This is a genomic window from Dyadobacter chenhuakuii (assembly GCF_023821985.2).
Classification (GTDB): Bacteria; Bacteroidota; Bacteroidia; order Cytophagales; family Spirosomataceae; genus Dyadobacter; species Dyadobacter chenhuakuii.
In genome coordinates this window covers 4,049,091-4,073,312 of record NZ_CP098805.1, presented here as the reverse complement: position 1 = coordinate 4,073,312, position 24,222 = coordinate 4,049,091, and the positions used below count along the sequence as shown (strand labels likewise).

The following is a 24,222-nucleotide window of genomic DNA, read 5'->3' as shown; positions in this document are numbered from 1 at the left end:
GGGAAACTATTGTATGGCAATTTCCCGGGAGCGGGCATGTGAACCTTTCTGATTCCGGTTTTTGTACCAGTTACGTATTAAATGATTGGCCGGAATTTCAACAAATTTGTTGATCAGCCAGGCGGCTAAGGTAACCACGGCCATGGTCATGAGCAGGGCCGGGTAAATGTTCACCTGCCAGACATCGGTAAGCATTGCCAGCAAACGCAAACCCACATACTGATGGATCAGATACAGGCAATAGGAGATTTTACCCAAAAAGAGAAGGGGCGCTGTGTTTAGAAATTTCAGCTTGCCAAATATCGCCAGCGCAAAAACAATGTGGAAAAAAGTCAGGATCGCATAATGTTCATAAGGAGTCACATGATACTGTGAACGGCCGCCCTGATTATGCAGATAACACGCGGCGAAGAGACAAAACCCAATTAACAGTGAGTTTTTCTTGACATGGTTTCCATTTCTGATGAGGTAAAAAAGAATGCCGGAAAAGAAAAGCGGGAAGTGGTTGAGCAGTTCGATCTTCCGGGTTGCAAACTCATGAAAACCTGTATATAGCGGCGAAAAAGCATGGAAAAGGATAATGAAAACGGTAAAAATAAAGCCCGCACTCACAATGTTTTTGATATTTCCGGTAACCAGTAACACCAGGATCCAGAAATAGAATATAAGCTCAACCAATAATGTCCAGTAAGACTGGTCCATATTCTCCTGGTTAAAAAAGATCGGCATCATCGTCGTATTTGCCAGAAGCTTTTGAAGGGAAACTGCCTCTGGTTCAATAAGCATCATGGCCATTGTTGTTATCAAAAGGCAACACCAGAATGCGGGATATAGCCTCGCGAACCTGGAAACGACGAAATCAGGCCATTTTTTTACTCTTGAAATGGTAAGGAAAATGACAAATCCGCTGATAATGAAAAATATATCAACGCCCGTGACGCCATATCGGAATTCCCATCCCAGCAATAAGCTGTTGGAATTGATCGTGAAATGAAAAAGGACAACCAGCACTGCCGCCAGACCGCGTAATGCGTCCAGTTCAAGAAAGCGGGAATCGATAATGTTAAGATGAGGACGTTTTTCAGTCATTCAATGGCTCCTGACCGGGCAGGAAAAATTTAACGTTGAGTAATAATACTATGCTGCCAAATTTGGAGAAAAATCCACAGTTCTCACATTTGATAAGGCAAAAATTCTTGTCAAACGGTGACTTAATAGTAACATTCTCAAATGGTTATAAAAAATCACCAAAAAATTGCAAACTTGTACGCAACCCTGACTTTCGGTTTGCCGTACTAGTGTTAAAAGAGCAAATAGCATGCCCGAGTATACCTCCGCAGTTCTTCTTGAACTACTCGACGGCTGTTTAAAGAAAAACCGCCGCAGTCAGGAGCTGTTGTATAAACAGTTTTACGGCTATGCTATGAGCATTTGTTTGCGCTATACACGCAGCAGGGAAGAAGCGAAAGAGATACTCAACGATGGATTTTTTAAGGTTTTTACCAAGCTGGATACATTCGATTCCAGCCGTTCATTTAAAACCTGGTTGAGCAGAATTATGATTAATACAGCCCTCGATCATTACAGACAGGAAATACGCCGGGATGTTTTTGATGATGTGGAAGTTGCGGACAATGTGGCCATTGATGAAACGGTCATCAGCAAACTTGCGCACGAAGAATTGATGGAGCTGATCCAGAAACTGACCCCTTCTTACAGACTTGTATTTAGTTTATCAGTTATAGACGGCTATACACACGAAGAGATTGCAGACCAGCTGAATATTTCAGTAGGGGCGTCGAAGTCAAATTTGTCGCGTGCAAGAGAAAAATTGAGAGAAATGTTATCAAAGATAAATATTGGCGATTATGACAGAGTTACCAGATGACGAACTGGATAAGCTCTTCAGAAAGTCATCAGAAGAGCTTGATCCACAATTTGATCCGGAGGATTGGAATAGGTTAAGAAGACGGCTGGATGCCAACGACGGCAAAGTTCCCGGCGGCTGGTTGAGGAAATGGTGGCCTTTGGGCTTACTTGCGCTGCTGATCCCGATCGGCTTCGCACTGTATTTCACGAACAAAACGCAGGAATCAGCGACCCTGCCCATTACGGACGGCCAGTCGAAAAGCGAAATTGTGGCTGATATTAAGGCAAGTGACGATGTAACAACAAGCAATTTTGATAAAACTGATTTAAACAAAAACGAAGTACGGACTGGTGAAAAGAATCCGGAATCGCCCGAAAAGCTGCCGGAAAGGGCCATTTTGTCAACCAAACCTTTACGTAATAAGGAAGCAGACATTGCGAAATCTTCCTCTGTCGCAAATTTGAATATTACCGATTACCAACGCAGCAAAAAATTGCCCCGGAGCCAGTCTAAGACAGGCGGAGTGTACTTAGAGCCTAACCGCTCAAAGCAGGAGGGAGGCGACGGGGCTTTTTCCGTTAACGGCATTGCCAACGACGGATTACCGGAGCGAATTGTAACGAACAATGCTCCAAATGAACAAGTTAAGGAGCAACCTATATCGGAGGAGCAAGCAAGAACATTGATTTCCGTCACGAGGTTAGCGAGCAGGACATTGAACTGGGAAAATCAGCCGGAAATCCCGGCTGTAACATTCGATGCACCGGAAAATGTTGTTGAACCGGCAGAAACTGAAAAAGTGGTGGAAGATTATGCCAAATGGGCCGTTCGGCTTGGTTATTCACCGGATTTGACAACGGTTGGTTTTAAAAATTATACAAAACCAGGGACCGCTTTTTCTCTTTTAATTGAATACGGCTTATCGTCAAGGCTTTATCTGCAGAGCGGAGTGATATGGAGCCGAAAAGATTATTACGCTTACGCGAAGGACTATGAGCTGAAAGATTATGTGACTTATTATAATACGCCATATGGAGTTGATGGAGAATGTACTATGATTGAAGTTCCGCTCGGGCTCCGTTATAATTTCATCCATAAAGCACAGTCGAAGTTGTTCATAGGAACTGGCGTTTCATCTTATTATGCTCAAAAAGAGCAGTACAAGTACCATTATGCCAAATATGTCCCTAAGCAAAAAGAAGGTTGGGATGGAAAAACAGGATGGTTCTTACTGAGTCATATCAATGCATCCGTAGGCTACGAACGCACGATCACAAACAAATTTTCTCTTGTAGCAGAGCCCTACATCCGAATCCCGGTAAAAGGGGTAGGTTACGGAAAAGTAAATCTCACGACAGTGGGAATGTGGATATCACTGCGCTATACACCCGCTTTCAAATAACCCGCATACCCAAATTGTATCTACTAATTTAATTCTTCACTATGGAAAATGTTAAAGCAGACAAAATGAAAAGAGGTGAATTCCTGAGAAGTCTCGGACTAAGCACTTCTACACTCATGGCATTTTATTGCATAGGAACAACCATGACGGCCTGCGGATCCAGCGATGATGAGCCGGAACCAAATCCAGGCGGCGGCGGCTCGGTAAATGGCGTAACCGGAACCACAACCGGCAATGCGATCAACTTTACAGTGGATCTTACCCATAGTAATGCAAAAGACCTGAAAACGGCAGGAACAGGAAAGGTTTTTGGTGATGTCCTGGTTGCCTTTACCACTGCGAATCAGTATGTAGCCTTGTCCAGGATCTGCACGCATGAGGGAAGCACAGTAGGCTACCGAAAAGAGCAGAACGACATCAGATGTCCTACGCACCTATCAGAATTCTCGCTTACAGGTGCAGTGGAACAAGGCCCGGCCACAACTCCGTTGCAAGCTTACAAAACTTCTCTTTCCTCTGACGGAAACACATTAACAGTTACAGCCTAACTGCCCCAAAACAATGAAATTACTCCGCCTAATGATGATGTTGACCTGTTCAACAACGGTTCTCTATGCCCAGGATGACCTGCTCAGTGAACTATCCAAGCAGGATAGCATGGTTACCGTGCCCGTTTCTGCCACATTCAAATCCACGCGCGTCGTCAATGGACATTCCATTGAAACGATGAAAAAGAAGCATCTGGACTTTCGTATCTCGCACCGTTTCGGGCGGCTCAATTCGGGCGCTTACCAGTTTTTCGGACTGGACCAGGCGACGATGCGGATGGGTTTTGAATACGGTGTGACGGACGATTTCATGATCGGCGTAGGGAGGAGCACTTCGCAGAAAGTGTATGATTTTTTTGGTAAACTAAAAGTGCTGAAACAAAGCGATGGTGCCCGCAATATTCCCGTTTCTGTAACGCTTTTCGGTGGAACCGGAGTTGCTACGGTTAACAAGGAACTTGAATTTCAGGACAAACTATATTATTCAGCCCAGGTGCTTATAGCGCGTAAATTTGGAGAAAGGCTTTCCCTGCAGCTTTCGCCTACATTCCTGCACCGCAACAAGCCCGAGGTTTTTGGTGATGAAAAAGTGCTGCTGGCGCTTGGCGTCGGGGGACGGTTCAAGCTATCCAAACGTGTATCATTGAACGGGGAGTATTTTTACACAGCACGGGAGAAAAACACCGTTACTGCTCCCTATTATGATTCCATGTCGTTCGGGGTTGACATTGAGACCGGCGGGCACGTTTTTCAATTGCATTTTACCAATTCGCTGGGTATGATCGAGAAGCAGTTTATCGGGGAAACGACCGGCACCTGGGGCAAGGGTGACATTCACTACGGGTTTAACATTTCCCGCACATTCAGTTTTGACAAGAAGAACAAGAAGGTAGCCAACTGACCGAAAACAACCTATGAAAATGCATCTATCAGCCATGGTTTTCGTAACCGTGCTCGCCTCTGCTTTGCCTTCCGGGCCGCTTCTGGCGCAGGGGAAGTTTGGAACCTCGACCGGAAATACAAAATTCTCTTCGGTAACCCCGCTCGAAAATGTGAATGCAGAGAACAAGAAAAGCCAGGTTATCCTCAACACGGCCAACAATGAAATTGCGATACGCATGAACATGCGGGAATTTGTTTTTCCCAATAAACTCATGCAGGAACATTTCAACGAGAACTACATCGAATCGGAAAAATATCCGACGGCAACATTCAGCGGAAAGGTGGATAATGCGCCTGATTACACCAAAGACGGCCAGTACGATGTTTCGGCGACAGGCAAATTCACCGTACATGGCGTCACCAAAGAGCGCACCATTAAAGGTAAGATGAAGATCGAAAGCGGGAAGATTACGATCAACTCTGATTTTGAAGTGCCGCTAACCGATCACAAAATTGAAGTCCCACAGGTCGTTTTTGTGAAAATAGCCCAGGTAATCAGTGTAAAGGCGCAATATGTGCTGACTGCGAAATGAGGATTTACCTACGGCGCCTTCGCGAAGATTTACGTTTATAAGCAGGCTTTTTCCTGACCGGAGCTTTTCGTACAACGGGCTTGGCAACAGGCTCAGTGGCTTCCTCCTCTGCAACTTCTTCTTCCACATCGGAATCACTTACCGTGTTAGTGGCGAGATTTGAACCGGATTCCTGACCTGTATAAGGCAATGTGTAAGAAGCGATCTGCTCAATGTTGGAAGTGTTGTCAATGGGCTTTAACCGAAAAGCATAACTGTAATTTTTCGCAGGAAGTAGATACGGTGAATGCATTTGTGAAGCGCTGTCGCCTCCGCCAAGCCCCATTTGTGCTAGGTCAATGTTTACGACTGTTTCCAAACCCCGTGTAAGTGTTGCGCCCCGCTTTTTCGATGCCAGTAACTGCTGATCCGTATAGTCATGTACGTTAAAATTAAAAACAGAATCACTTACCGCCAGTAAGCCGATTCCCTCCGCATTGGTAACCGCGGCCCAGCGAACATTGGTTTTGTTTCCATTCTCCTGAGGCGTTAAATGCGCGAAATGCTGATCAGCAACGCTCCCGCCATAAATCCCGATCCTGCCGCTCGTTCTCTGGTCTGCATATGTTGCGTGCGGGCCATTGCCATACCATTGCGTTTTGTTAAATGTGGCTAGCATCCGGAACTGCGTTCCTACTTTCGCCATGGACGGCCACTGGCCGGTTGGGCTGAATGTATTTTTGACATAAATATCACCCGTTGCATAAACGATAAACTCGTTGGTCATATCCACGTCGCCCGTTTTGCTTTTGAATGTTCTTGTTATGGTTACCCTGTAAACTGTTGAAGTCAGGCGCTGTGTTTTGATTTCAGAATCGGAAACTTCCAGCGTATCGAGCCCGGCTTCGCGCCATTGTGCCGCGTAACTTTTTGCGCCACCCGCTTCGTCCTGATGCGTGGGGACACGCCAGAAACTGGCATATGGGCCAGCTTGCAGCATTTCTTCCCGCTTATTTTTGAAAGAAATAATTCCTTCTTTTTTATCAAAAGTCACAGCAAAATCTTGTCCCGTAATCGCAACGCGCGCCGAGCTGATCTGTGCTACGCGCAAAGGCCTTTCATTGTAAAGACTTAGGGCAGGTGCAGCTTCCTGGGATTTGATGAGCGCGATCTGATGCCACGCAACTTCGTGTCCTTTTGGCGCCCAGGAAGTGCCATCTTTGAGGCGTATGCTAATGTTAAGAAAATACTCGGCGCCAGGTTTTTGCACTGCCGGCAACTCGTAAGGGATTGAAACCTGCTGGCGCTGTTTTGAAGCTGCATTAAGATTGCTGATCACGCCGGGCTTTCCGATGATCTTACCATTTTCCTGAACAGACCAGGCCAGTTCCAAGACATTTAATGGTAGAAAATCGTAGTTATTAAGAAGACTGACCGTTTTTTCGCCCGTGCGCATGGTGTCGGGCGATTCAAATTTTACGTATTGATAAACCTTTTTAATCTCAATGAGCTGAGGTTGCGGCACACGGTCAGGATTGATGAGGCCGTCGCCTGCTTGGGTGCTGTCGATCGCATTGGCAAATTCCCAGTAGGACGTCCCGTCAGGTTTTTTGAGCGCTAAGGCCTTGCTGACCCAATTGGAAGCGAAGTGGATTTGCTTCACCGGATGCCTGTCAATGGGCCGCGTAGGGTCGGCGAGATGAATGTAATCGGCCATATCCTTGAAATTCTTGCCCTTTTCAGATTCATTTCCAAGTGACCATACGATTACCGAAGGATGGTTCTTATCCCGCTCGATCATTGCTTTTCCCCGCGCCAGAAATGCCGAACGCCATTGCGGCATATCGGCCAGGATCATGTTTGCACCCGAAATGCCTTGGCCATCCAGGTTGGCTTCGTCAATGACATAAAGCCCGTATTGGTCGCAGAGTTCGTACCACTGGGAAGCATTGGGATAATGTGAAGTCCTTACTGCATTGATGTTGTGTTGTTTCATCAAGGTAATGTCCTTGATCATCGTTTCGCGCGTGATCGCCTGGCCGCTTTCTGCATCAAATTCCTGCCTGTTGACGCCCTTCACCGTAATTACTTTCCCATTTACAACCAACTGCCCATTCTTAATCTTCACTTCCCTGAAACCGACGGGCTGGCTTGTGGCTTCAATCACTTTTCCGTCGGAATTCATCAGCTGAACCGACAATGTGTACAAATAAGGCGTTTCCGCAGTCCATTTTACAGGATTTGGAATAGGAATATCAACCCGCACCGCGCCTTCTTTTGCGGGATCGAGCGTGCCTACCATTTGACTGACCGGCGTTACGACTACTGATTTGTTCGCATCGTATAAAGTGAATAAAACCTGGTGTGCGTGAACGGCCTGTTCCGTGTAATTTTTTACAAAAGCGCTGAGTTTCAATGTTGCATGTTCCTGATTCGCATCCAAAAGCGTTCTGACAGAAAAATCGCTCAGAATCACTTTTGGGCGCACAAGCAAATTTACATCCCTGAAAATGCCCGCTAACCGCCATTGGTCCTGTTTTTCGAGATAACTCCCGTCCGACCAATTGATTACCTGGACCGCCAAGTGATTGAGTCCTGATTTCACATCTTCGGTGATATCGAATTCAAAAGGCGTCATGCCGTCCTCGTGGTAACCAACGGCAACACCATTCAGCCATACGTAGCATGCCGACTGCACGCCGGCGAATTGTAAAAATATTTCCTTGCTTTTAATGTCGTCCGAAACCGTAAATGTGGTCCTGTACATGCCCACCGCGTTCGTATCTGCATTGATCCGCGGCGGCGTGGCTTTAAAAGCTAGTTTGTTATTCGAGACCGGAGCGTCGTATTTGCGGCCTTCACGCGCTCCAGTCACCTGCCAGTTGGACGGGACGGGAATGTTGTCCCAGCCCGCATCCTGCATATTGGGATCAAAAAAATTGGGAATGGCTTTGGAAGGATGCGATGCCCATCTGAATTTCCAGGTGCCGTTCAGCGAGCGTGCCGAAGACGCTTTTTTATCCATTAGCAGCGCACTCTTTTCGTCAGGGTAAGGAATGAAATCAGCGCGTGGTTTTTCCGTATTGACGCCGAAAACCTGCGGGTCCTGCCATTCCGGGACGGCTTGTGCGTGGGATTGGAATGTATTGAAAAGCAGAAAAGCAGTCAGTAAGCCAAGCCAGTAACGGTAAAAGCGGTGCATATAACTTTGGTAGGGTGTGGTATATATTTTTTGCTAAAATTATAGATTAATGCCTTTAATTTGTCTGCAATTGTAAATTCTTTGCTATGCTTCTAGCCGTTGACGTTGGTAACACCGACACTGTTTTTGGGCTTTACCAATCGGATGACTGGGAATATATCTGGCGGATGCGTTCGCTGGTGAATGAAAATGAATCCCATTATGAATCCAGGTTAAGGCTGCATTTCCTCGAAGCGGGGCTATGGTTCGGTGATGTGGATACGGTGGTGCTTAGCAGCGTTGTGCCTGCTATGACGCCCATTATCCAGAAAGTGCTGCGCTCCATGTTCGGTGATGACGTCATTGTCGTCGGCCCGGACATTTATCCCGACCTATCCATTGCCATCAACCATCCGCACGAAATTGGCGCTGACCTCATCGCCAATTCAGTGGCCGTAATGACGCGTTACCAGGAAAATTGCGTGGTTGTCGATTTTGGGACAGCATTAACATTCACGACGGTTTCGAAAGACCGGAAAATACTGGGTGTAGCAATCCTGCCAGGACTTATGACAGCGGTGAAAGCGCTTTTTGCCAACACCGCACAATTACCGGAAGTACCACTGGTTTTACCCAAAACGGCCATTGGAAAAAATACAACAGAAGCCATTCAGGCGGGCATATTACTGGGTTATGAAGGACTTGTAAAGTCGCTTCTGCAAAGGATCAGGCAGGAAATGGGTGGTGAATGCATTGCCGTTGCCACCGGAGGACTTTCGTCTATTATTGAGACCTTGCAAGAAGAGTTCGTAGAAATTGACAGTAACTTAACATTGGACGGACTCCGTATCATTGGCGAGCGCCTCAGACCGAGTGCTTAAAGCGACCGTCTTCAATTAAAGGCAGTCCAGCCACGGATTGGTTGTAAAGATATACCCAGCAATCAAGGCTTGCTTCATTTTCTGTGGTGATTGAAATAGTTTTTCGCAGATACAGGCTGTTTTTTTCATCTTCAAAAACATCCTCATAATCATCCAGTTCCACAAACAATGCTTCCGGCGCAGTTAGCCTGTATATTTCTCCGTGCACTTTTGAGGAAGCATTTTTATCAAAAACAGCTCCCGGATACCAGGAAATGAGATAGAGTAATCCTGAAAAATATCCCCTGCCTTCATACACCGCATTTTCGCGAAGCCGTCCGGCAAACGGATTGTCAAAACCCTGCAGGGTGCCATATGTGAACAGATAAGTAGCGTGCGGATCCATAGCGATGCATTAACATTAGCCAGCGGCAAGTACAATAAATTATAGAACTTTTCCTTTTTAGTAAGTCAAGTCAGTTAGCCATAATCGACTGTTAACTGTATTTTTCTTATATTTACACATATTGCTTTTCAACTTACTAATATACGTTTATGTACGAAAAGAACCTTGGTACAAAACAAAAAGCGTTAAGGATCAACCTGGATCGCAGGATTTATGGGTCTTTTGCAGAAATTGGGGCAGGTCAGGAAACAGCTGCTTACTTTTTTAAGGCAGGCGGGGCATCGGGAACAGTGGCAAAGACCATGTCTGCTTACGATATGACTTTCAGTGATGCAATATATGGAACAGAGGAAGGCGGCCGGTATGTGGTGGAATCCCGCCTGATGAAGATGCTGAACCGTGAATACAATCTTGTTGAGAAACGTCTTTCAGAAAAACGCGGTGAGGAAAGCCAGTTTTTTGCATTCGCCAACACCGTTGTTGCCCTTAATTTTCAGAAAACCAATGAGTCGCACGGCTGGATCGGGTTGCAGTTTCAACTCTCGCCCATGGGCCCGACAAATTATGTGGTGATCCACGTGCGGATGCGCGATGACGAGAATGTCCTGCAACAGCAGGCTTTGGGAATTATCGGCGTTAACCTCATGTATGGCTGTTTTTTCTATTACAAATCTCCTGAAACGCTGTTACTATCCTTAATGGACGATCTTACAACGGATCGCATTGAGATCGATATGGTGCGTTTCAGCGGGCCGGATTTTTCGAAAGTGGATAATCGGTTAATGAGTCTCAGGCTTGTCAAAAACGGTTTTACAGATGCAGCATTGTTTGGCAGTGATGGCGGTGTTTTGCAGCCTTCGGAAGCATTGTATAAAAAGCACATTCTGATGATGCGCGGCCGGTTAAGGCCCATTACCAATGTGCACGTCGACCTGATCAGCAATGGTCAGAAGCAGTTTCTGGATGAGGAGGATGTGGATGAATCGAAAGTTGTCCTCATTTCTGAGCTTACATTGCATAACCTCAAAAGCGGCGACCGCGACATTGACGAAAAGGATTTTCTGGATCGTGTGGACATTCTTTGTTCGCTGGGGCACATGGTAATGATCTCCAATCACCACGAATATTATCGGTTGGTCGCCTATCTTTCCCGCCTTACCAAGCTCAAAGCCGGCCTTTTGCTGGGAAGCCCGAGTTTGCAGGATATTTTTGAAGAAAAACATTATCAATCGCTTCCCGGAGGCATTTTGGAATCCTTCGCGACGCTGTTCAGCAGGAAGGTGAAGCTTTTCATTTATCCCACATTACAGCCCGACGGCTCGGTTTACAGCTGTGCCAACTTTGTTGTTCCGGATCATTTGAGGCCATTATTTCAATATCTGGTCATTAATGACAAGATCGAGGACATTGTGAACTACAACAAGGAGCATATGCACATTACGACCGATAGTGTGCTTGAAAAGATCAAAAGAGGCGAGCCAGGCTGGGAAAAGCTTGTGCCTGAGAATGTTGCCAAGATCATTAAGGAGAAATCCTTATTCGGATTGCCTAATGAGGATAATTATGAGGACACTGTCAAACAGATCCACCAGGCCGTCGGTAATCTTTGATTTGTCGTATTAATCATTCAATAAACAAAATAAAAGTAGTCCTGCTCGTCGTGTTGCTTTTCAGAAGAAAGCTTCAAGATGAGCAGGATTCTTTCTCCTCCTTCCACATTTACGGGAAGACTCAAATATCTGGGCCCCGGTTTCATCCTTTCCGCAGCAATAGTAGGCTCGGGCGAGCTCATTGCCACCACTGCGCTGGGCGCTAAGGCAGGTTTTATCACTTTCTGGGTCATTATTGTAAGCTGTTTGGTGAAAGTTGCGTTGCAGCTGGAATTTGGCAAAAATGCTATTTATACAGGCACGTTCATGATGCATAATTTCAATCAGCTGCCTGGCCGGAAGTGGGGGAGAGCACATTGGAGCATCTGGTTATGGCTTTCTTTGCAGGGATTGAAATTATTGCAGGTCGGCGGGATCGTGGGCGGGGTTGCTATTGTCTTGAACATGGCGTGGCCGGCTATTCCTGTCAATGTTTGGGCTATATTTTCTGTATTAATCACTTCTTTTCTCGTTTATCGCGGCCAGTACGGACTTGTTGAAAAGGGCTCATTGGTGATGATCATTCTTTTTACAGCCGTCATTCTGATGTCGCTGATCTTGTTGCAGGGCACTAAATATGCCATTCACTGGGAACAGGTCAAATCCGGACTTCAATTTTCCTTACCAACCAGTTTGGTAGCGATCGCATTCGGCGCATTCGGCATCACGGGCGTAGGTGGCGATGAGATCATGTATTACAATTATTGGTGTATTGAAAAAGGTTACGCCGCTTACACCGGCCCTAATGACGGAACCCCGGCGTGGACCGAGCGTGCAAAAGGCTGGTTTAATGTCATGTATCTGGATGCGGTGCTGTCGATGGTCGTTTACACAGTGGTGACGGCAGCATTCTACTTGTTGGGCGCAGCGGTTTTGCACAGCGGTGGGGCTGTTCCGGAAGGTTATGAAATGATTGAAGTGCTATCACGCATTTTTACTGAAACGCTCGGCCCATGGGCTAAAAACCTCTTTTTGGTCGGTGCATTTTTTGTGCTCTACTCTACGCTTTTCACCGCAACCGCAAGTTGGGCCAGGGTTTGGGGCGATGCGTTCGGCGCATTAGGCTGGATGAAATTTGATTCTGCTGAGAACCAGCGAAAAAGCATTGCAATCTTGTCCTGGATTTTACCTGCGGCGTGGTGCATACTTTTTCTATTTATTCAATCGCCGGTTCTCATGGTCATCCTGGGCGGAATCGCCACTTCGATCCTGTTACTTTTAATCGTTTATGTTTCGCTAGTTTTTCGCTTCAAAGAGCTGCCTGCCTCCCTGAAACCCACATTAATCTATGACATTTTCTTCTGGATAAGCGTCATTTCCATATTAACAGTGAGCGGATATGGCGTTATCAAGATTTTTTGAATAGTACAAAATGACAAAATTATAGTATTATTTAGCAAATGTTGCTAAGGGAGCGTTTGCGAATAATCGTCTCATTTATATAATCTTACCATTCAGTTTCGTCCCATTACTATCCTGATCTTCCGAATATGAGTAAAGAAAATGAAGTTTCACGCCGGGATTTTATCAAAAATTCTACCGGAGCCGCCGTTGCGCTTTCGATTCCGTCCATCATTCCGGCCAGTGCTTTCGGCGCCAACGACCGCGTGCGGGTGGCAGTCCTGGGTGTGAACGGGCGTGGGCAAAGCCATATCAGCGGTTTTAATAACCTCAGCAATGTAGAAGTAGCCACATTATGTGATCCGGATAACAACATTCTTCAAAAAAGAGCGAAGGAATTTGAGGAAAAGACAGGGAAGAAGGTGAAGATGGAAAATGATCTCCGTAAGGTTTTTGAGGACAAAACCATTGACGCCGTCAGCATTGCAACACCCAATCACTGGCATGCACTGGCAGCGATATGGGCTTGTCAGGCAGGCAAGGATGTGTATGTGGAAAAGCCCGGTTCTCATAATCTTGCCGAAGGACGGAAGCTGGTTGAGGCTGCGCATAAATACAAACGGGTTGTGCAGCACGGCGTTCAGTTACGCAGTTCCGAAGCATTGCAGGAAGCTGTGAAACATTTGCGCGAAGGATTAATAGGCAATGTTTACATGGCAAGAGGTTTGGTCTACAAATGGCGCCCAGATATTGGTGACAAAGGCACCGAACCCATCCCCGCAGGACTCAATTACGACCTCTGGACCGGACCAGCGGAAATGAAGCCATTCTCCAAAAATTACGTGCATTACGATTGGCACTGGCATTGGAACTATGGCAATGGAGACATTGGAAATCAAGGCATTCACGAAACGGATATGTGCATGTGGGGCCTGGGCGTGGACAGTTTTCCTGAGAAAATCACTTCATCCGGCGGCAAATTTCTGTGGAACGATGCCAAGGAAACGCCCGAAGTGCTGACGTCATCATTTGTATATCCCAAAGAGAAAAAGATCATTGAATTTGAAGTACGTCCCTGGATGACGAACGACGAAGGCGGCACAGGGATCGGCAACATTTTCTATGGTTCCGAAGGCTATATGGTCGTAAAAGGTTACGATTTCTACGAAACATTCCTGGGCAAAGAAAAGAAACCCGGCCCAACGCGCAAAGCTGGTGGCGACCATTACAAAAACTTCATCGACGCCGTGGTAGCCAAAGACCCAAAGATCCTGAACGGCCCCGTAGAAACCGCCCACCTTTCCTCCGGCCTGGCCCACCTGGGCAACATCGCCTACCGAACCGGAAGAGCATTAACCTTCGACCCCAAGACGGAAAAGTTTATAAATGACGATGATGCGAATAAGTATTTGACCAGGAAGTATCGGGCACCTTATTCGTTGCCTGGGGGGGTTTAGACTAAGCCTGACGAATGGCCAGGACTTTGTCCGGGCTATTTTATTACCTTTGAGTTATTTAACATTACACACATGAATGCATATCCAGAAATTGACAGGTATCTAAACAATGCAAAAGAGATCCTTGGCACGAAGGCACAAAAGGATGGGAGTGAGTACAAAGACATTAAATATGTTCAGATGGCATCTGGGACGGCTTATAACGCTGCACTCATGATTGCGGATGAGTATTTGAAGAAACGAGAGGGTGCAAAATTTGTGAAACCCAAAAGCATTGAAGATTACCGCAACAGGCTTAGAAAGTATAACAAGACATTGCTTTCCTATTTGAATGAGGCGTACGACACGCTTCATCTGGCAGGTTACTATCACGGAACGCCTTCAGTAAGGACGATTAAGGAAGGGCTGGACGCTACGAGGAAGATGCTTGCTATTTTAAATTAAACAATCCTGCATTAAGATTATTCAGAAAACAAAAATGGCTGCCAGTGCGAACTAGCAGCCACCTTCTGTTTTATATGTTCTCTCTACAAAGTCGAAAAATCAAACGTCTCCAAATATTTCGTTGTGAAGTTTCCGGATTTGAAGCCGGGATCGTCCATGAGTTTAATATGGAAGGGGATCGTGGTTTTAATTCCTTCGATGACGAATTCCTGTAATGCACGCTTCATACGTGTGATTACTTCTTCGCGTGACTGGCCGCTGACGATCAGTTTGGCGATCATGGAATCGTAATTTGGTGGAATGGTGTAGCCGCTGTAAACGTGGCTGTCGATCCGAACACCGTGACCGCCTGGGAAATGCAGATTGGTGATCTTGCCTGGTGCAGGGCGGAAATTGTTCGCGGGATCTTCTGCATTAATGCGGCATTCCATAGCGAAAAGCTTTGGCGTGTAGTTGACGCCTGAAATCGGCTCACCTGCTGCTACTTTGATTTGCTCCTTAATCAGGTCAAAATCAGTAACTTCCTCAGTAATAGGGTGCTCAACCTGAATTCGGGTGTTCATTTCCATAAAGAAGAACTCACCGTGCTTGTCTACCAGGAATTCAATGGTTCCTGCTCCTTCGTAACCAATGGCCTGCGCACCTTTGATGGCGGCTGCACCCATTCTTTCCCGAAGTTCATCCGTAATGATCGGAGAAGGCGTTTCTTCAACCAGTTTCTGGTGACGACGCTGGATAGAGCAATCGCGTTCCGACAAGTGGCAAACCTTACCAAACTGATCTCCAATGATCTGAATTTCAATGTGGCGCGGCTCTTCTACAAATTTTTCGAGATATAAACCGTCGTTACCAAATGCTGCTGCTGACTCTGTGCGGGCATCATTCCATGCCTTTTCAAATTCATCGGGCTTGTTAATGATCCGCATGCCGCGGCCACCGCCACCGGCAGTTGCCTTTACGATTACCGGATAACCAATGCCTTCTGCCAGCATTTTACCCTGTTCCACCGATTCCAAAAGTCCTTCCGAACCCGGAACAACCGGAACACCGGCAGCGATCATGGTTGCTTTCGCAGTGGCTTTATCACCCATCCCGTTGATCTGGGCGGCAGTTGCACCAATGAATTTAATGCCGTAATCGGCACATATTTGAGAGAATTCAGCATTTTCAGACAAAAATCCATAACCAGGATGGATGGCGTCTGCGCCCGTAACTTCGGCGGCTGAAATGATATTTTGAATGCTCAGATAGGACTGACGGCTTGGCGGCGGACCGATACAAACGGCTTCATCTGCAAAGCGAACGTGAAGACTATCACGATCGGCTGTGGAATACACAGCAACCGTTTTGATGCCCATTTCACGACAGGTCCTGATAACACGCAAGGCGATCTCGCCCCGGTTGGCAATGAGTATCTTTTTAAACATGAAAATCAATTAAGTTTTATAGATCGTCCATTGCCTTATATAGGCTCAACTAGGAATAAAGGCTGGTCAAATTCAACCGGAGTGGCGTTTTCAACCAATACTTTTACAATTTTTCCTGAGATCTCAGATTCTATTTCGTTGAAAAGCTTCATTGCTTCGATCACACAAACCACTTTACCCGGCTTAATTTCGTCGCCGATGTTAGCGAAAGCAGGTGTTTCAGGGCTTGAAGCACGATAGAATGTGCCAATCATTGGCGATTTTATAGTGATCAGATTGGAAGATGCTGATTCTGAGGAAACCGCTGGCTCAGCAGGTGCGGAATGCGTAACGGCCGTAGTAGGCGTAACCGGTGCATATGAGGGCGCTGGTGCCGCTTGTGACGAAGATAATGATGCCGTTGGTGCAGAACCGTAGCGCTTCACCTTTATTTTCAAATCGGTCGTTTCAATGTTCACTTCATCAAGTCCCGACTGGGCAATGAAGTCAATCAATTTTTGGATTTCTTTGGTTTCCATTTAGTCAAAATTAAAACTGTGGGTGATGATCGTTGAGCTATGCTTTTACTCTTTCTACGTAATCGTACGTGCGCGTGTCAACTTTAATTTTCTGGCCTTCTTCAATGAATAAAGGAACCATGATCCTCGCACCGGTTTCCACCTCGATCGCTTTCTTGGGAGAGTTCGCCGTATCACCTTTTAAGCCTGGCTCAGAATAAGTTACCAAAAGCTCGACAAACGGAGGCAATTCGCAAAGCAGCGCAGCGTCAGTTTCTGTGTTGATCAGGATCTCAACTTCCTGACCTTCTTTCATTAAATCAGCATTGGTGATCAGTTTTTCATCGATCGAAACCTGATCGAATGTTTCTGCATTCATGAAATTGAAACCCATTTCATCCTTGTACAGAAACTGAAATTTATGTCTCTCCACACGAACCGGAATTATGCCTGCGCCGGAGGAGAATGTGTTATCCAAAACTTTGCCCGAAGTAAGGCTTTTCAGCTTGGTACGAACAAATGCATTGCCCTTTCCAGGTTTTACATGCTGAAATTCAATTACTTGAAAAAGATCGTGATTGAAGTTGATCACTAATCCGTTACGCAAATCTGCGGTAGTTGCCATTTTAATTCAAAAATTAGTATTAATATTTTATTCGCCGTAGGCCCACTTCAGATAAATGGAGCCCCACGTAAATCCGCCTCCAAAGGCAGCCAGAACGAGATTATCACCCTTTTTTAATTGCGATTCATAATCCCAAAGACATAGTGGAATGGTTGCGGAGGTGGTATTTCCATATTTCTGGATGTTCACCATTACTTTATCCATTCCCACACCCATGCGGTGCGCCGTTGCTTCAATAATGCGCCTGTTTGCCTGATGCGGAACCAGCCAGGCTACATCATCCCCGCTAAGGCCATTTTTCTCCATGATCTCGGCCGAAATATCAGCCATATTGGTCACAGCAAACTTAAATACCTGAGCACCATCCTGATATACGTGATGCAAACGCGCATCTACGGTTTCGTGCGTGGGCGGATAGCGGCTTCCTCCTGCTTTTTGGTTCAGGTAAGGATAACCTGCACCGTCGGATTTGATAATAGAATCAATGATGCCGTTTCCTTCTGTATCTGGTTCAAGCAAAACAGCGCCTGCGCCATCGCCAAAAAGAATACATGTTTTCCGGTCGGTGTAATCTACGATCGCAGACATTTTATCTGCGCCTACGATAATGATCTTTTTATATTTTCCTGTCTCAATAAACTGTGAGCCAAGGGTAAGTGCATAAACAAAGCCTGAACAAGCCGCCTGAATGTCAAAGCTTCCGACGTTTTTGATCCCTACCATATCACAAATAAGATTGGCAGTGCAGGGAAAAATGAAGTCGGGGGTTGTTGTGGCGCAGATCAGGAGGTCAATTTCGCTGGGAAGGGTGTTGGTTTTGGCAAGCAATCCTTTTACAGCTTCGGCACCCATATGAGAACTTCCTAAACCTTCGCCTTTGAGGATATGCCTTTCTTTGATGCCGGTGCGGCTGACGATCCACTCGTCATTTGTCGCCACCATGGTTTCAAGTTCGGCATTTGTCAAAATATAATCAGGTACATACCCTTGTATTCCTGTTATAGAGGCTTTTATATGGGTCATGATAAATTTAACTATTCAAAATCCGAATAGGTTTTTGTAAAAAAGAACAGAATCAATTTATTCATTTCGTGGTTGTCAGCAATGGAAATTAATTCAATGCCTGCGCAATATGCAAATATGCTTTTGACTTGACCTGTTTATATGCCCAGCCGAGCATATTTTTTATTGCTATCGGCGATGATATGCCATGAGCGATCATGACATTGCCATTCACACCAATGATCGAGCTTCCGCCAATGGATTCGTAATTTGTTTGATCTACGAATTCATCGCTGAAACCCCGTTGCTTGGAAATTTCATAGAATGATTCGCCCAATTTAAATAAGACATTGCCTGTAAAGCCATCCGTTACGATTACATCGGCTTTATTGGTAAAGAGATCTTTACCCTCAATATTTCCTATAAAATTGATTCGTTTGTTTTGTTTGAGCAGGGGATAAGTGGCCTGAGTTGTAAGAGAACCTTTTTGTTCTTCCTCCCCAATGTTCATCAGGGCTACTCTTGGCTTGTCTATCTGAAAAGTATATTGGGCAAAAATAGAGCCTATCTCTCCAAATTGCGCAAGCACTTCTGGCTTGCAGTCGGCATTAGCGCCAATATCCAGCATAATCGAATAGCTGCCGTCAACCTGTGGCACAAATCCTGCAATAGCTGGTCTTATAATTCCTTCGATCGCCTTAATGCTAAAAAGCGCTCCTACGTGCATAGCCCCCGTGTTACCGGCACTACAGAATATGTCGACTTCTTTTTCTTTCAGAAGTTTGAAACCGATCCCGATGCTGGAATTCGGTTTTTGAGAAAGGGCTTTTGTTGGATGTTCCCCCATCTCAATAACATCTTCTGCGTGAACGACGTCAACATTATCAGGAGTGAAATTGTGCTGGTTGAATATGTCCCAAATTACACTTTCACGGCCAATTAAAACGATTCGCGCCTCGGATGGTAGTTCAGAAGCGGCCTGAATAACCCCTTCAACAATTGCCTGTGGAGCTAAATCTCCCCCCATGGCATCTACCGCAATTTTCATTTACACGCTGTTATTTTAGACTAATAAGTTAGAAATCGAAGGTGTAAATTTAGCAGATGTGCCGTAGTAAAAAAGAATTTCGCAACAACTTTTATACGGCTGCTGCGAAATTGATATACTCATCGACTGAAACTAGACTGTTTTAGAATAGTTCTCAACTACAACTTTACCTCTATAAACCAAGTTGCCTTCGTGAACGTGTGCACGGTGGAATTGGTGAATTTCTCCTGTCGAAGAATCAGTGCCTAATTGTTTTCCTGTAAGGAAATCATGTGCTCTGCGCGAATCGCGACGGCTTGTGGAATGTCTCCGCTTAGGATGTGCCATGATGCTTTATTTTCTGTATGTTTTGTTTTTGGTTTTATCCGTCGGTTGAAACCGGCGGTCATTATAAATTTCCGGCGGTTTCAACCGACGGGTATTGGTATGCGGGGTATTGTTATTCGCCCTTCAGCTTTTTTAATGCTTCCCAGCGGGGATCTATTTTTTCTTCTTCTTCTGTTTCTTCACTTTCCGCGGTTTCCGATGAATAGACCAGAATACCTTCGGCTTCATCTAACGGATCAATTTCCTCTTCCTCGCCGCGCAGGTCCGGATGGATCTTTTTGACAGGGAGCGCTAATGCGATGAAGTCAAAAATGTAGCGTGCTACATTGATCCTGGTCGTATTGCGGTTGATGATCTCGATCTCGTCCGTCAGTTCCTCGTTATGATCGCCAAACTTTAAAATAATGCGATCATCCTGGTCAATGGGCTCTTCAAATGGTTCCAGGCTTCTGTCACAAGTCAGCGTAACGCTTCCTACTGTGTGAAAATTAAGCTGGATCATAGTGGCCGATTTGTTGAGCACAACATGCGTTTTGAAATGGCCAAACTCGATCAGATCCTGTTCAAGTTCCTGGAAAAATGCATCTCCCGACTCCATTTCATAGGCATACTGTTTGTCTTCCAAACCGTAAATGTCTATGTTGTATTTACTTAGCTCTTTCACTTTTTCTGTCAAAAGGACTGCAAAGGTAATGTATTCGATTTAATAAAAAAACTATGGCCGCATTTTATTGGCCTTAGATCTTGCGTGCCGGATTGCCGAAATAAGTGGCTTTTGCCGGCACATTTTCAACCACAACCGAGCCTGCACCGATCCGCGCATTCTTGCCTATCTCTATCCCAGCCACAATAATTGCTCCCGAACCGATAAAAACGCCATCCCCGATTTTCACGCGGTCATTAATGATAGCGCCTGCACCGATCGTTACGTAATCACCAACCTGAACCCAGGTGTCCACCACCGCAGCCGTCTGCACCAGGCAATGTTGCCCGATTTTTGACTTTGCACCAACCGTAACGCGGGCACCGATGAGGTTACCATGGCCGATTGTGGCCATCTCGGAGATCAATGCGCTGTCGTGGATTGCATTGATCGGCATTGTTTTGTATTCTTCTGTTAGCGTTTCCACGAGCCGTTCGCGCACGGAGCGCTCACCAATGGCTACAAATGCTTCGCATTTACTGCCGAGAATGCTCAGAAACCCGGTGTCGTCCGTATTCCCCAGCACACTCACATCGCCAAATTCCTTGCCGTGCAGCTCCTTATGATCGTCCAGCAATCCGTAAACGAGCACATTATTTCTTTTAAATATATCCAATGCCTGAACGCCCAAGTCGCCGGCACCAAAAATCAAAACGGGATTTTCCATAGAATAGGTTATTTAAATGTAGCGTGCCTGATAGCAAACTGTCATATTAGTGGTAAAAAATCAAACCACTGCGGTGACACAGTGGTTCCGTATACATTATATATAATAAAAATCTAAATCATTAAAGGAAAGTGATCCGAAACACAAATGGACTGCCATAAGGCGATATATTATTGCCGTAGTCATCCAGTTGATTGTTATAATTAAAATTATAAAGGGCTGTAAAATGGACCGCTTTGATGAATCGAGCTCCCAATGGCTGCGAATATGATGCTCCTAACATTGGCGAAGCAATCCACTTACGCGCATCGTATTTTTTGAAAGTATCAACTTCTACATTCATCCCTTCAAGCTCCGCAATCACATTGACCATTGGAAAGATAGAATACATTAAGAATCCCCGTCCTCCATAATAGAATTCATTAAAACCAAAGTAACGTGATTTATAATACATCCCCGTAACCCCGACGCCGCCAACCAGCTTTTCTGTAAGTTCATAACCCGCCATGGGAGAGAGGTTAATGTTGGTTACCGTTCCCAGGCTCAGGCCGAAACTTCCGCCTAATCTTAGCCTGTCTACGAACGGACGGTCTTTAAATTCAGCCAACGGCTTTTTCTCAACCAGTTCCCTTCGTTCAACGGGAGGTTTTTCTGCTTCTTCAACATTGTCTTTCCGCAGCGAGTCTGGTCGGTAATATTCATCATCTTGAGCCATTAATGCCGGACTGATTAAAATACCAATCAGGACCGCGCATAGGAGGAGGATTTTACTTTTCATCTTAAAATCGTTTATTTTATAACATTGTAACTGGTAACGTAGAAATCCTGGATTTTGGTTTACGCCTAAACTAGTGCTACCCACTCCTCAAATTACCTTTCTGTATCTATGCATTATAATATTTACGTATCTGACCCGCAGTCTCATTTAATCAACATTATTTACACAATTCCTGAAATAGATGCCGATATCATCGAAATTCAGTTGCCTGCGTGGAGACCCGGACGGTACGAAATACAGAATTTCGCCAAAAATATTCAATTTATTGAAGCGATTTCAGCCACCGATCAGAAACTCCCTATCCATAAAGTAACGAAAGACCGCTGGCAGGTTGCAACGGCTGGTGAAAAAGAGGTCAGGATTCGCTACACATTCTATGCAGCCATTCAAAATGCGGGCAGCAGTTATGTGGACGAGGAATTGTGGTATCTCAATTTCATCAATTTCTGCATGTATACCGAAGGCCGCATTGGCGAAGCTTACACAGTTCATCTGGATTTGCCGGAAGGTTACCAGATCGCGTGCGGATTACCGGCCGAGGGAAATGTTTTAAAGGCAAAGGATTTTTATCAATTGGTTGACAGCCCGTTGCTGGCTTCCGAAAGTTTGCAAAAACGGCATTACCAGGCCCGCGGCGTGGAATTCAACATCTGGATGCATGGGAACTTGCAGCCAAACTGGCGGAGAATTGTCCGCGACTTTCGTCGCTTTTCCCGTGAGCAGATCATTACAATGGGTGAGTTTCCCGAAAACGACTATCATTTCCTGAACCTTATCCTGCCTACGGCATTTTACCACGGCGTGGAGCATCACAACTCAACCATGATCGTGCTCGGGCCGGATGATGAGGGTGAAGGGCTTTATTCGGATCTGTTGGGCGTGAGTTCGCATGAGTTGTTTCACGCCTGGAACATTATACGCATCCGCCCGGCGGAATTGCTGCCTTATGATTTTACCAAAGAAAACTATTTCAGGACTTGTTTTGTAGCAGAAGGCTGCACCACTTACTATGGAGATCTTTTTCTGAAACGCGCTGACGTGTTTACGGAAGAAACTTACATTAAGGAGTTGCAGGTTTACATGAAAAGGCATTTCGAAAGCAGCGCGCACGCCACGCAGTCACTGGCAGACTCGTCTTTTGACCTTTGGCTGGACGGCTATGAAAAAGGGATCCCGAACCGGAAAGTATCCGTTTACCACAAAGGAGCCCTGGCGGCGCTTATCCTGGATCTTTATTTAAGGAAAAAAACCAATCACGAACAGTCGCTTGATACCGTTATGCAGCTGCTGTGGACGCGTTTTGGTAAACCTTTTATTGGATATACCCTGCAAGATTACATTGATATAGTGGAAGAGGTAGCGGGCGAATCGCTTGAATGGTATTGGAATGACTGCATTTTCACCAGCACGCCGCTCGAAACGAGGTTAAACGAAGCGCTTGCTTTTGTAGGTTTACAAATGTCCACATTCAGTAATGGCAACATTCAGTTAAATGTTATGGACAACTTCAAAGCCAAATTGCAGCGCGACAAATGGCTTGAAACCGTAGAGCCGTTAACGCAGGATGAGCTCGAAGAGGAGGAAGAGTAATCTCGTCTGCCGAATGTCATTTTAAAATCTCCCTGAGCGCCTTACCGAGGTCGTCGTATTGATATTGGAAGTCTGTTTCCTTTGCAATTCTTTCATTGACAAGATAACTGCTTCCCAGCACAACACTTGCCATTTCACCGAAAGCGAGCTTCAAGCCAAATGCGGGCACATTGGGCAGCCACTGAGGCTTACCTAAGGCAATGCAGATCTGTTTGGTAAGCTCCTCATTAGTAACAGGATGGCTGGCAATTGCATTGTAAGCGCCTTCCCAGGATTCTTTTTCCATGGCGTCGATATACATTTGGCAAATGTCATCGATATGGATCCACGAAACCCATTGTTTTCCGGAGCCTAATGGCGCACCGAAGCCTAATTTGGCCGGAGCAGCCATTCTTGGGATCGCGCCGCCTTCGTTGCTTAGCACAATTCCGGTCCGGAGTTTTACAGTCCTGATGCCTAACGCCGCAATGTCGTCGGCTGCTTTTTCCCAAACAATGGTCACATGTGAGAGGAAATCATTGTTGGGAGGCGTGTTTTCGGTGTTTCGGACGTCGCCCGTATCTTCGCCATAATAGCTGCTTCCCGACGCCGAAATGAATGCAGTAGGACGAATGTTCTTTTCTTTTAATTTTTTCTGAATCAATCCAATCGTTTCCGTGCGGCTGGTAATGATCACTTTTTTTCGCTCCTCTGTCCAGCGCTCGTCCGCTACCCCCGCACCTGCGAGATGGATGAGGTAATCCGTGTTTTCAAGCGCGTTTTCTTCTATATAACCTTTGTCGACATCCCATTCATAAACCTGCACCGAAGGAATATTAGTCTTCTTCCGGCTCAAATACGCTACTTCGTAACCCTTAGCGAGCAGAAGCTGGGTCAGCCTTTTGCCAATCAGGCCTGTTCCTCCGGTAATCAGTACTTTTTTGCCTTTCATTAAGCTAATATGAAT

The 24,222-nt window shown here is 45.7% G+C and carries 24 protein-coding genes; 11 read left to right on the top strand and 13 right to left on the bottom strand.

All coding sequences use genetic code 11. The annotated features are described in order from the left end of the window. Positions 1-6 precede the first annotated feature (6 nt). The gene (locus NFI80_RS16790; RefSeq protein WP_235165305.1) at positions 7-1,089 is read right to left on the bottom strand and encodes an acyltransferase family protein; all 1,083 of its coding nucleotides are present in this window, start codon (positions 1,087-1,089) and stop codon (positions 7-9) included. Positions 1,090-1,318: 229 nt separating this feature from the next. On the opposite strand from NFI80_RS16790, the gene NFI80_RS16785 reads away from it, so the two are divergent. Genes NFI80_RS16785 through NFI80_RS16765 form a run of 5 tightly spaced genes read left to right on the top strand, consistent with a single transcriptional unit; the run spans position 1,319 to position 5,295 of the window. Further along, a complete protein-coding gene (locus tag NFI80_RS16785; protein WP_026629327.1) occupies positions 1,319-1,888 on the top strand; it encodes an RNA polymerase sigma factor in 570 nt (189 codons plus the stop codon). After that, on the top strand, positions 1,869-3,272 hold the full coding sequence (locus tag NFI80_RS16780; RefSeq protein WP_235165304.1) for a porin family protein: 1,404 nt from the start codon (positions 1,869-1,871) through the stop codon (positions 3,270-3,272). Before NFI80_RS16785 ends, NFI80_RS16780 begins: the two co-directional genes overlap by 20 nt. A gap of 41 nt (positions 3,273-3,313) precedes the next feature. Continuing rightward, on the top strand, positions 3,314-3,820 hold the full coding sequence (locus tag NFI80_RS16775) for a QcrA and Rieske domain-containing protein (RefSeq protein ID WP_235161279.1): 507 nt from the start codon (positions 3,314-3,316) through the stop codon (positions 3,818-3,820). A gap of 13 nt (positions 3,821-3,833) precedes the next feature. Continuing rightward, entirely contained in the window at positions 3,834-4,721 is an 888-nt protein-coding gene (locus NFI80_RS16770) for a DUF5777 family beta-barrel protein (protein WP_235165303.1), read from the top strand. Between the two features lie 19 nt (positions 4,722-4,740). Further along, positions 4,741-5,295 carry a YceI family protein gene (locus tag NFI80_RS16765; protein ID WP_254414154.1) on the top strand — a complete coding sequence of 185 codons (555 nt, stop codon included), beginning with the start codon at positions 4,741-4,743 and terminating at the stop codon, positions 5,293-5,295. A gap of 4 nt (positions 5,296-5,299) precedes the next feature. On the opposite strand, the gene NFI80_RS16760 is transcribed toward NFI80_RS16765, so the two are convergent. Next, positions 5,300-8,476, bottom strand: coding sequence for a glycoside hydrolase family 2 TIM barrel-domain containing protein (locus NFI80_RS16760; RefSeq protein ID WP_235165301.1), 3,177 nt, complete (start codon positions 8,474-8,476; stop codon positions 5,300-5,302). 86 nt (positions 8,477-8,562) lie between these two features. Here NFI80_RS16760 and NFI80_RS16755 point away from each other — a divergent pair, with 86 nt between their 5' ends. Then, positions 8,563-9,336 (top strand): type III pantothenate kinase, encoded by a 774-nt coding sequence (locus tag NFI80_RS16755; RefSeq protein WP_233794903.1) that lies wholly within the window; start codon positions 8,563-8,565, stop codon positions 9,334-9,336. Here the strand turns inward: NFI80_RS16755 and NFI80_RS16750 are convergent. Next, a complete protein-coding gene (locus NFI80_RS16750; protein WP_235165300.1) occupies positions 9,320-9,721 on the bottom strand; it encodes a gamma-glutamylcyclotransferase family protein in 402 nt (133 codons plus the stop codon). The genes NFI80_RS16755 and NFI80_RS16750 overlap by 17 nt on opposite strands. A gap of 149 nt (positions 9,722-9,870) precedes the next feature. Between NFI80_RS16750 and NFI80_RS16745 the strand changes: the two genes are divergently transcribed. The 4 genes from NFI80_RS16745 (at position 9,871) to NFI80_RS16730 (ending at position 14,612) form a co-directional block, all read left to right on the top strand. Further along, positions 9,871-11,331: a BCNT domain-containing protein gene (locus NFI80_RS16745; protein WP_026629320.1), complete on the top strand. Its 1,461-nt coding sequence runs from the start codon at positions 9,871-9,873 to the stop codon at positions 11,329-11,331. Positions 11,332-11,409: 78 nt separating this feature from the next. After that, positions 11,410-12,732, top strand: a complete 1,323-nt coding sequence (locus NFI80_RS16740) for an Nramp family divalent metal transporter (protein ID WP_235165299.1) — start codon at positions 11,410-11,412, stop codon at positions 12,730-12,732. A gap of 128 nt (positions 12,733-12,860) precedes the next feature. Further along, on the top strand, positions 12,861-14,168 hold the full coding sequence (locus NFI80_RS16735) for a Gfo/Idh/MocA family oxidoreductase (protein ID WP_235165298.1): 1,308 nt from the start codon (positions 12,861-12,863) through the stop codon (positions 14,166-14,168). Positions 14,169-14,240: 72 nt separating this feature from the next. After that, positions 14,241-14,612 carry a DUF5618 family protein gene (locus NFI80_RS16730; protein WP_235165297.1) on the top strand — a complete coding sequence of 124 codons (372 nt, stop codon included), beginning with the start codon at positions 14,241-14,243 and terminating at the stop codon, positions 14,610-14,612. Between the two features lie 83 nt (positions 14,613-14,695). Here NFI80_RS16730 and accC read toward each other — a convergent pair whose 3' ends face one another. The 9 genes from accC to NFI80_RS16685 form a co-directional block, all read right to left on the bottom strand. Then, on the bottom strand, positions 14,696-16,039 hold the full coding sequence (gene accC, locus NFI80_RS16725) for an acetyl-CoA carboxylase biotin carboxylase subunit (RefSeq protein WP_026629315.1): 1,344 nt from the start codon (positions 16,037-16,039) through the stop codon (positions 14,696-14,698). 35 nt (positions 16,040-16,074) lie between these two features. Continuing rightward, entirely contained in the window at positions 16,075-16,557 is a 483-nt protein-coding gene (gene accB, locus NFI80_RS16720) for an acetyl-CoA carboxylase biotin carboxyl carrier protein (RefSeq protein ID WP_235161288.1), read from the bottom strand. 37 nt (positions 16,558-16,594) lie between these two features. Then, positions 16,595-17,161 (bottom strand): elongation factor P, encoded by a 567-nt coding sequence (gene efp, locus NFI80_RS16715; RefSeq protein WP_026629313.1) that lies wholly within the window; start codon positions 17,159-17,161, stop codon positions 16,595-16,597. Between the two features lie 27 nt (positions 17,162-17,188). Next, entirely contained in the window at positions 17,189-18,184 is a 996-nt protein-coding gene (locus NFI80_RS16710; protein ID WP_233794911.1) for a beta-ketoacyl-ACP synthase III, read from the bottom strand. 88 nt (positions 18,185-18,272) lie between these two features. After that, positions 18,273-19,211: a phosphate acyltransferase PlsX gene (plsX, locus tag NFI80_RS16705; RefSeq protein WP_235161289.1), complete on the bottom strand. Its 939-nt coding sequence runs from the start codon at positions 19,209-19,211 to the stop codon at positions 18,273-18,275. A 132-nt stretch (positions 19,212-19,343) separates the two neighbouring features. After that, entirely contained in the window at positions 19,344-19,538 is a 195-nt protein-coding gene (gene rpmF, locus NFI80_RS16700) for a 50S ribosomal protein L32 (protein WP_084439466.1), read from the bottom strand. Positions 19,539-19,650: 112 nt separating this feature from the next. Further along, entirely contained in the window at positions 19,651-20,202 is a 552-nt protein-coding gene (locus NFI80_RS16695) for a YceD family protein (protein WP_235165296.1), read from the bottom strand. A 73-nt stretch (positions 20,203-20,275) separates the two neighbouring features. Continuing rightward, positions 20,276-20,908, bottom strand: coding sequence for an acetyltransferase (locus NFI80_RS16690; protein ID WP_235161291.1), 633 nt, complete (start codon positions 20,906-20,908; stop codon positions 20,276-20,278). Between the two features lie 121 nt (positions 20,909-21,029). Continuing rightward, positions 21,030-21,686, bottom strand: coding sequence for a hypothetical protein (locus tag NFI80_RS16685; protein ID WP_235165295.1), 657 nt, complete (start codon positions 21,684-21,686; stop codon positions 21,030-21,032). Between the two features lie 108 nt (positions 21,687-21,794). Between NFI80_RS16685 and NFI80_RS16680 the strand changes: the two genes are divergently transcribed. Then, positions 21,795-23,276 carry a M61 family metallopeptidase gene (locus tag NFI80_RS16680; protein WP_235165294.1) on the top strand — a complete coding sequence of 494 codons (1,482 nt, stop codon included), beginning with the start codon at positions 21,795-21,797 and terminating at the stop codon, positions 23,274-23,276. A 16-nt stretch (positions 23,277-23,292) separates the two neighbouring features. Here NFI80_RS16680 and NFI80_RS16675 read toward each other — a convergent pair whose 3' ends face one another. Continuing rightward, positions 23,293-24,207, bottom strand: coding sequence for a TIGR01777 family oxidoreductase (locus NFI80_RS16675; protein WP_235165293.1), 915 nt, complete (start codon positions 24,205-24,207; stop codon positions 23,293-23,295). Positions 24,208-24,222 lie beyond the last annotated feature (15 nt).

Bases quoted from the DNA above. Each gene is read 5' to 3' on its own strand.
- NFI80_RS16790 (WP_235165305.1), bottom strand. From the start codon at position 1,089: ATGACTGAAAAACGTCCTCATCTTAACATTATCGATTCCCGCTTTCTT.
- NFI80_RS16785 (WP_026629327.1), top strand. From the start codon at position 1,319: ATGCCCGAGTATACCTCCGCAGTTCTTCTTGAACTACTCGACGGCTGT.
- NFI80_RS16780 (WP_235165304.1), top strand. From the start codon at position 1,869: ATGACAGAGTTACCAGATGACGAACTGGATAAGCTCTTCAGAAAGTCA.
- NFI80_RS16775 (WP_235161279.1), top strand. From the start codon at position 3,314: ATGGAAAATGTTAAAGCAGACAAAATGAAAAGAGGTGAATTCCTGAGA.
- NFI80_RS16770 (WP_235165303.1), top strand. From the start codon at position 3,834: ATGAAATTACTCCGCCTAATGATGATGTTGACCTGTTCAACAACGGTT.
- NFI80_RS16765 (WP_254414154.1), top strand. From the start codon at position 4,741: ATGCATCTATCAGCCATGGTTTTCGTAACCGTGCTCGCCTCTGCTTTG.
- NFI80_RS16760 (WP_235165301.1), bottom strand. From the start codon at position 8,476: ATGCACCGCTTTTACCGTTACTGGCTTGGCTTACTGACTGCTTTTCTG.
- NFI80_RS16755 (WP_233794903.1), top strand. From the start codon at position 8,563: ATGCTTCTAGCCGTTGACGTTGGTAACACCGACACTGTTTTTGGGCTT.
- NFI80_RS16750 (WP_235165300.1), bottom strand. From the start codon at position 9,721: ATGGATCCGCACGCTACTTATCTGTTCACATATGGCACCCTGCAGGGT.
- NFI80_RS16745 (WP_026629320.1), top strand. From the start codon at position 9,871: ATGTACGAAAAGAACCTTGGTACAAAACAAAAAGCGTTAAGGATCAAC.
- NFI80_RS16740 (WP_235165299.1), top strand. From the start codon at position 11,410: ATGAGCAGGATTCTTTCTCCTCCTTCCACATTTACGGGAAGACTCAAA.
- NFI80_RS16735 (WP_235165298.1), top strand. From the start codon at position 12,861: ATGAGTAAAGAAAATGAAGTTTCACGCCGGGATTTTATCAAAAATTCT.
- NFI80_RS16730 (WP_235165297.1), top strand. From the start codon at position 14,241: ATGAATGCATATCCAGAAATTGACAGGTATCTAAACAATGCAAAAGAG.
- accC (WP_026629315.1), bottom strand. From the start codon at position 16,039: ATGTTTAAAAAGATACTCATTGCCAACCGGGGCGAGATCGCCTTGCGT.
- accB (WP_235161288.1), bottom strand. From the start codon at position 16,557: ATGGAAACCAAAGAAATCCAAAAATTGATTGACTTCATTGCCCAGTCG.
- efp (WP_026629313.1), bottom strand. From the start codon at position 17,161: ATGGCAACTACCGCAGATTTGCGTAACGGATTAGTGATCAACTTCAAT.
- NFI80_RS16710 (WP_233794911.1), bottom strand. From the start codon at position 18,184: ATGACCCATATAAAAGCCTCTATAACAGGAATACAAGGGTATGTACCT.
- plsX (WP_235161289.1), bottom strand. From the start codon at position 19,211: ATGAAAATTGCGGTAGATGCCATGGGGGGAGATTTAGCTCCACAGGCA.
- rpmF (WP_084439466.1), bottom strand. From the start codon at position 19,538: ATGGCACATCCTAAGCGGAGACATTCCACAAGCCGTCGCGATTCGCGC.
- NFI80_RS16690 (WP_235161291.1), bottom strand. From the start codon at position 20,908: ATGGAAAATCCCGTTTTGATTTTTGGTGCCGGCGACTTGGGCGTTCAG.
- NFI80_RS16685 (WP_235165295.1), bottom strand. From the start codon at position 21,686: ATGAAAAGTAAAATCCTCCTCCTATGCGCGGTCCTGATTGGTATTTTA.
- NFI80_RS16680 (WP_235165294.1), top strand. From the start codon at position 21,795: ATGCATTATAATATTTACGTATCTGACCCGCAGTCTCATTTAATCAAC.
- NFI80_RS16675 (WP_235165293.1), bottom strand. From the start codon at position 24,207: ATGAAAGGCAAAAAAGTACTGATTACCGGAGGAACAGGCCTGATTGGC.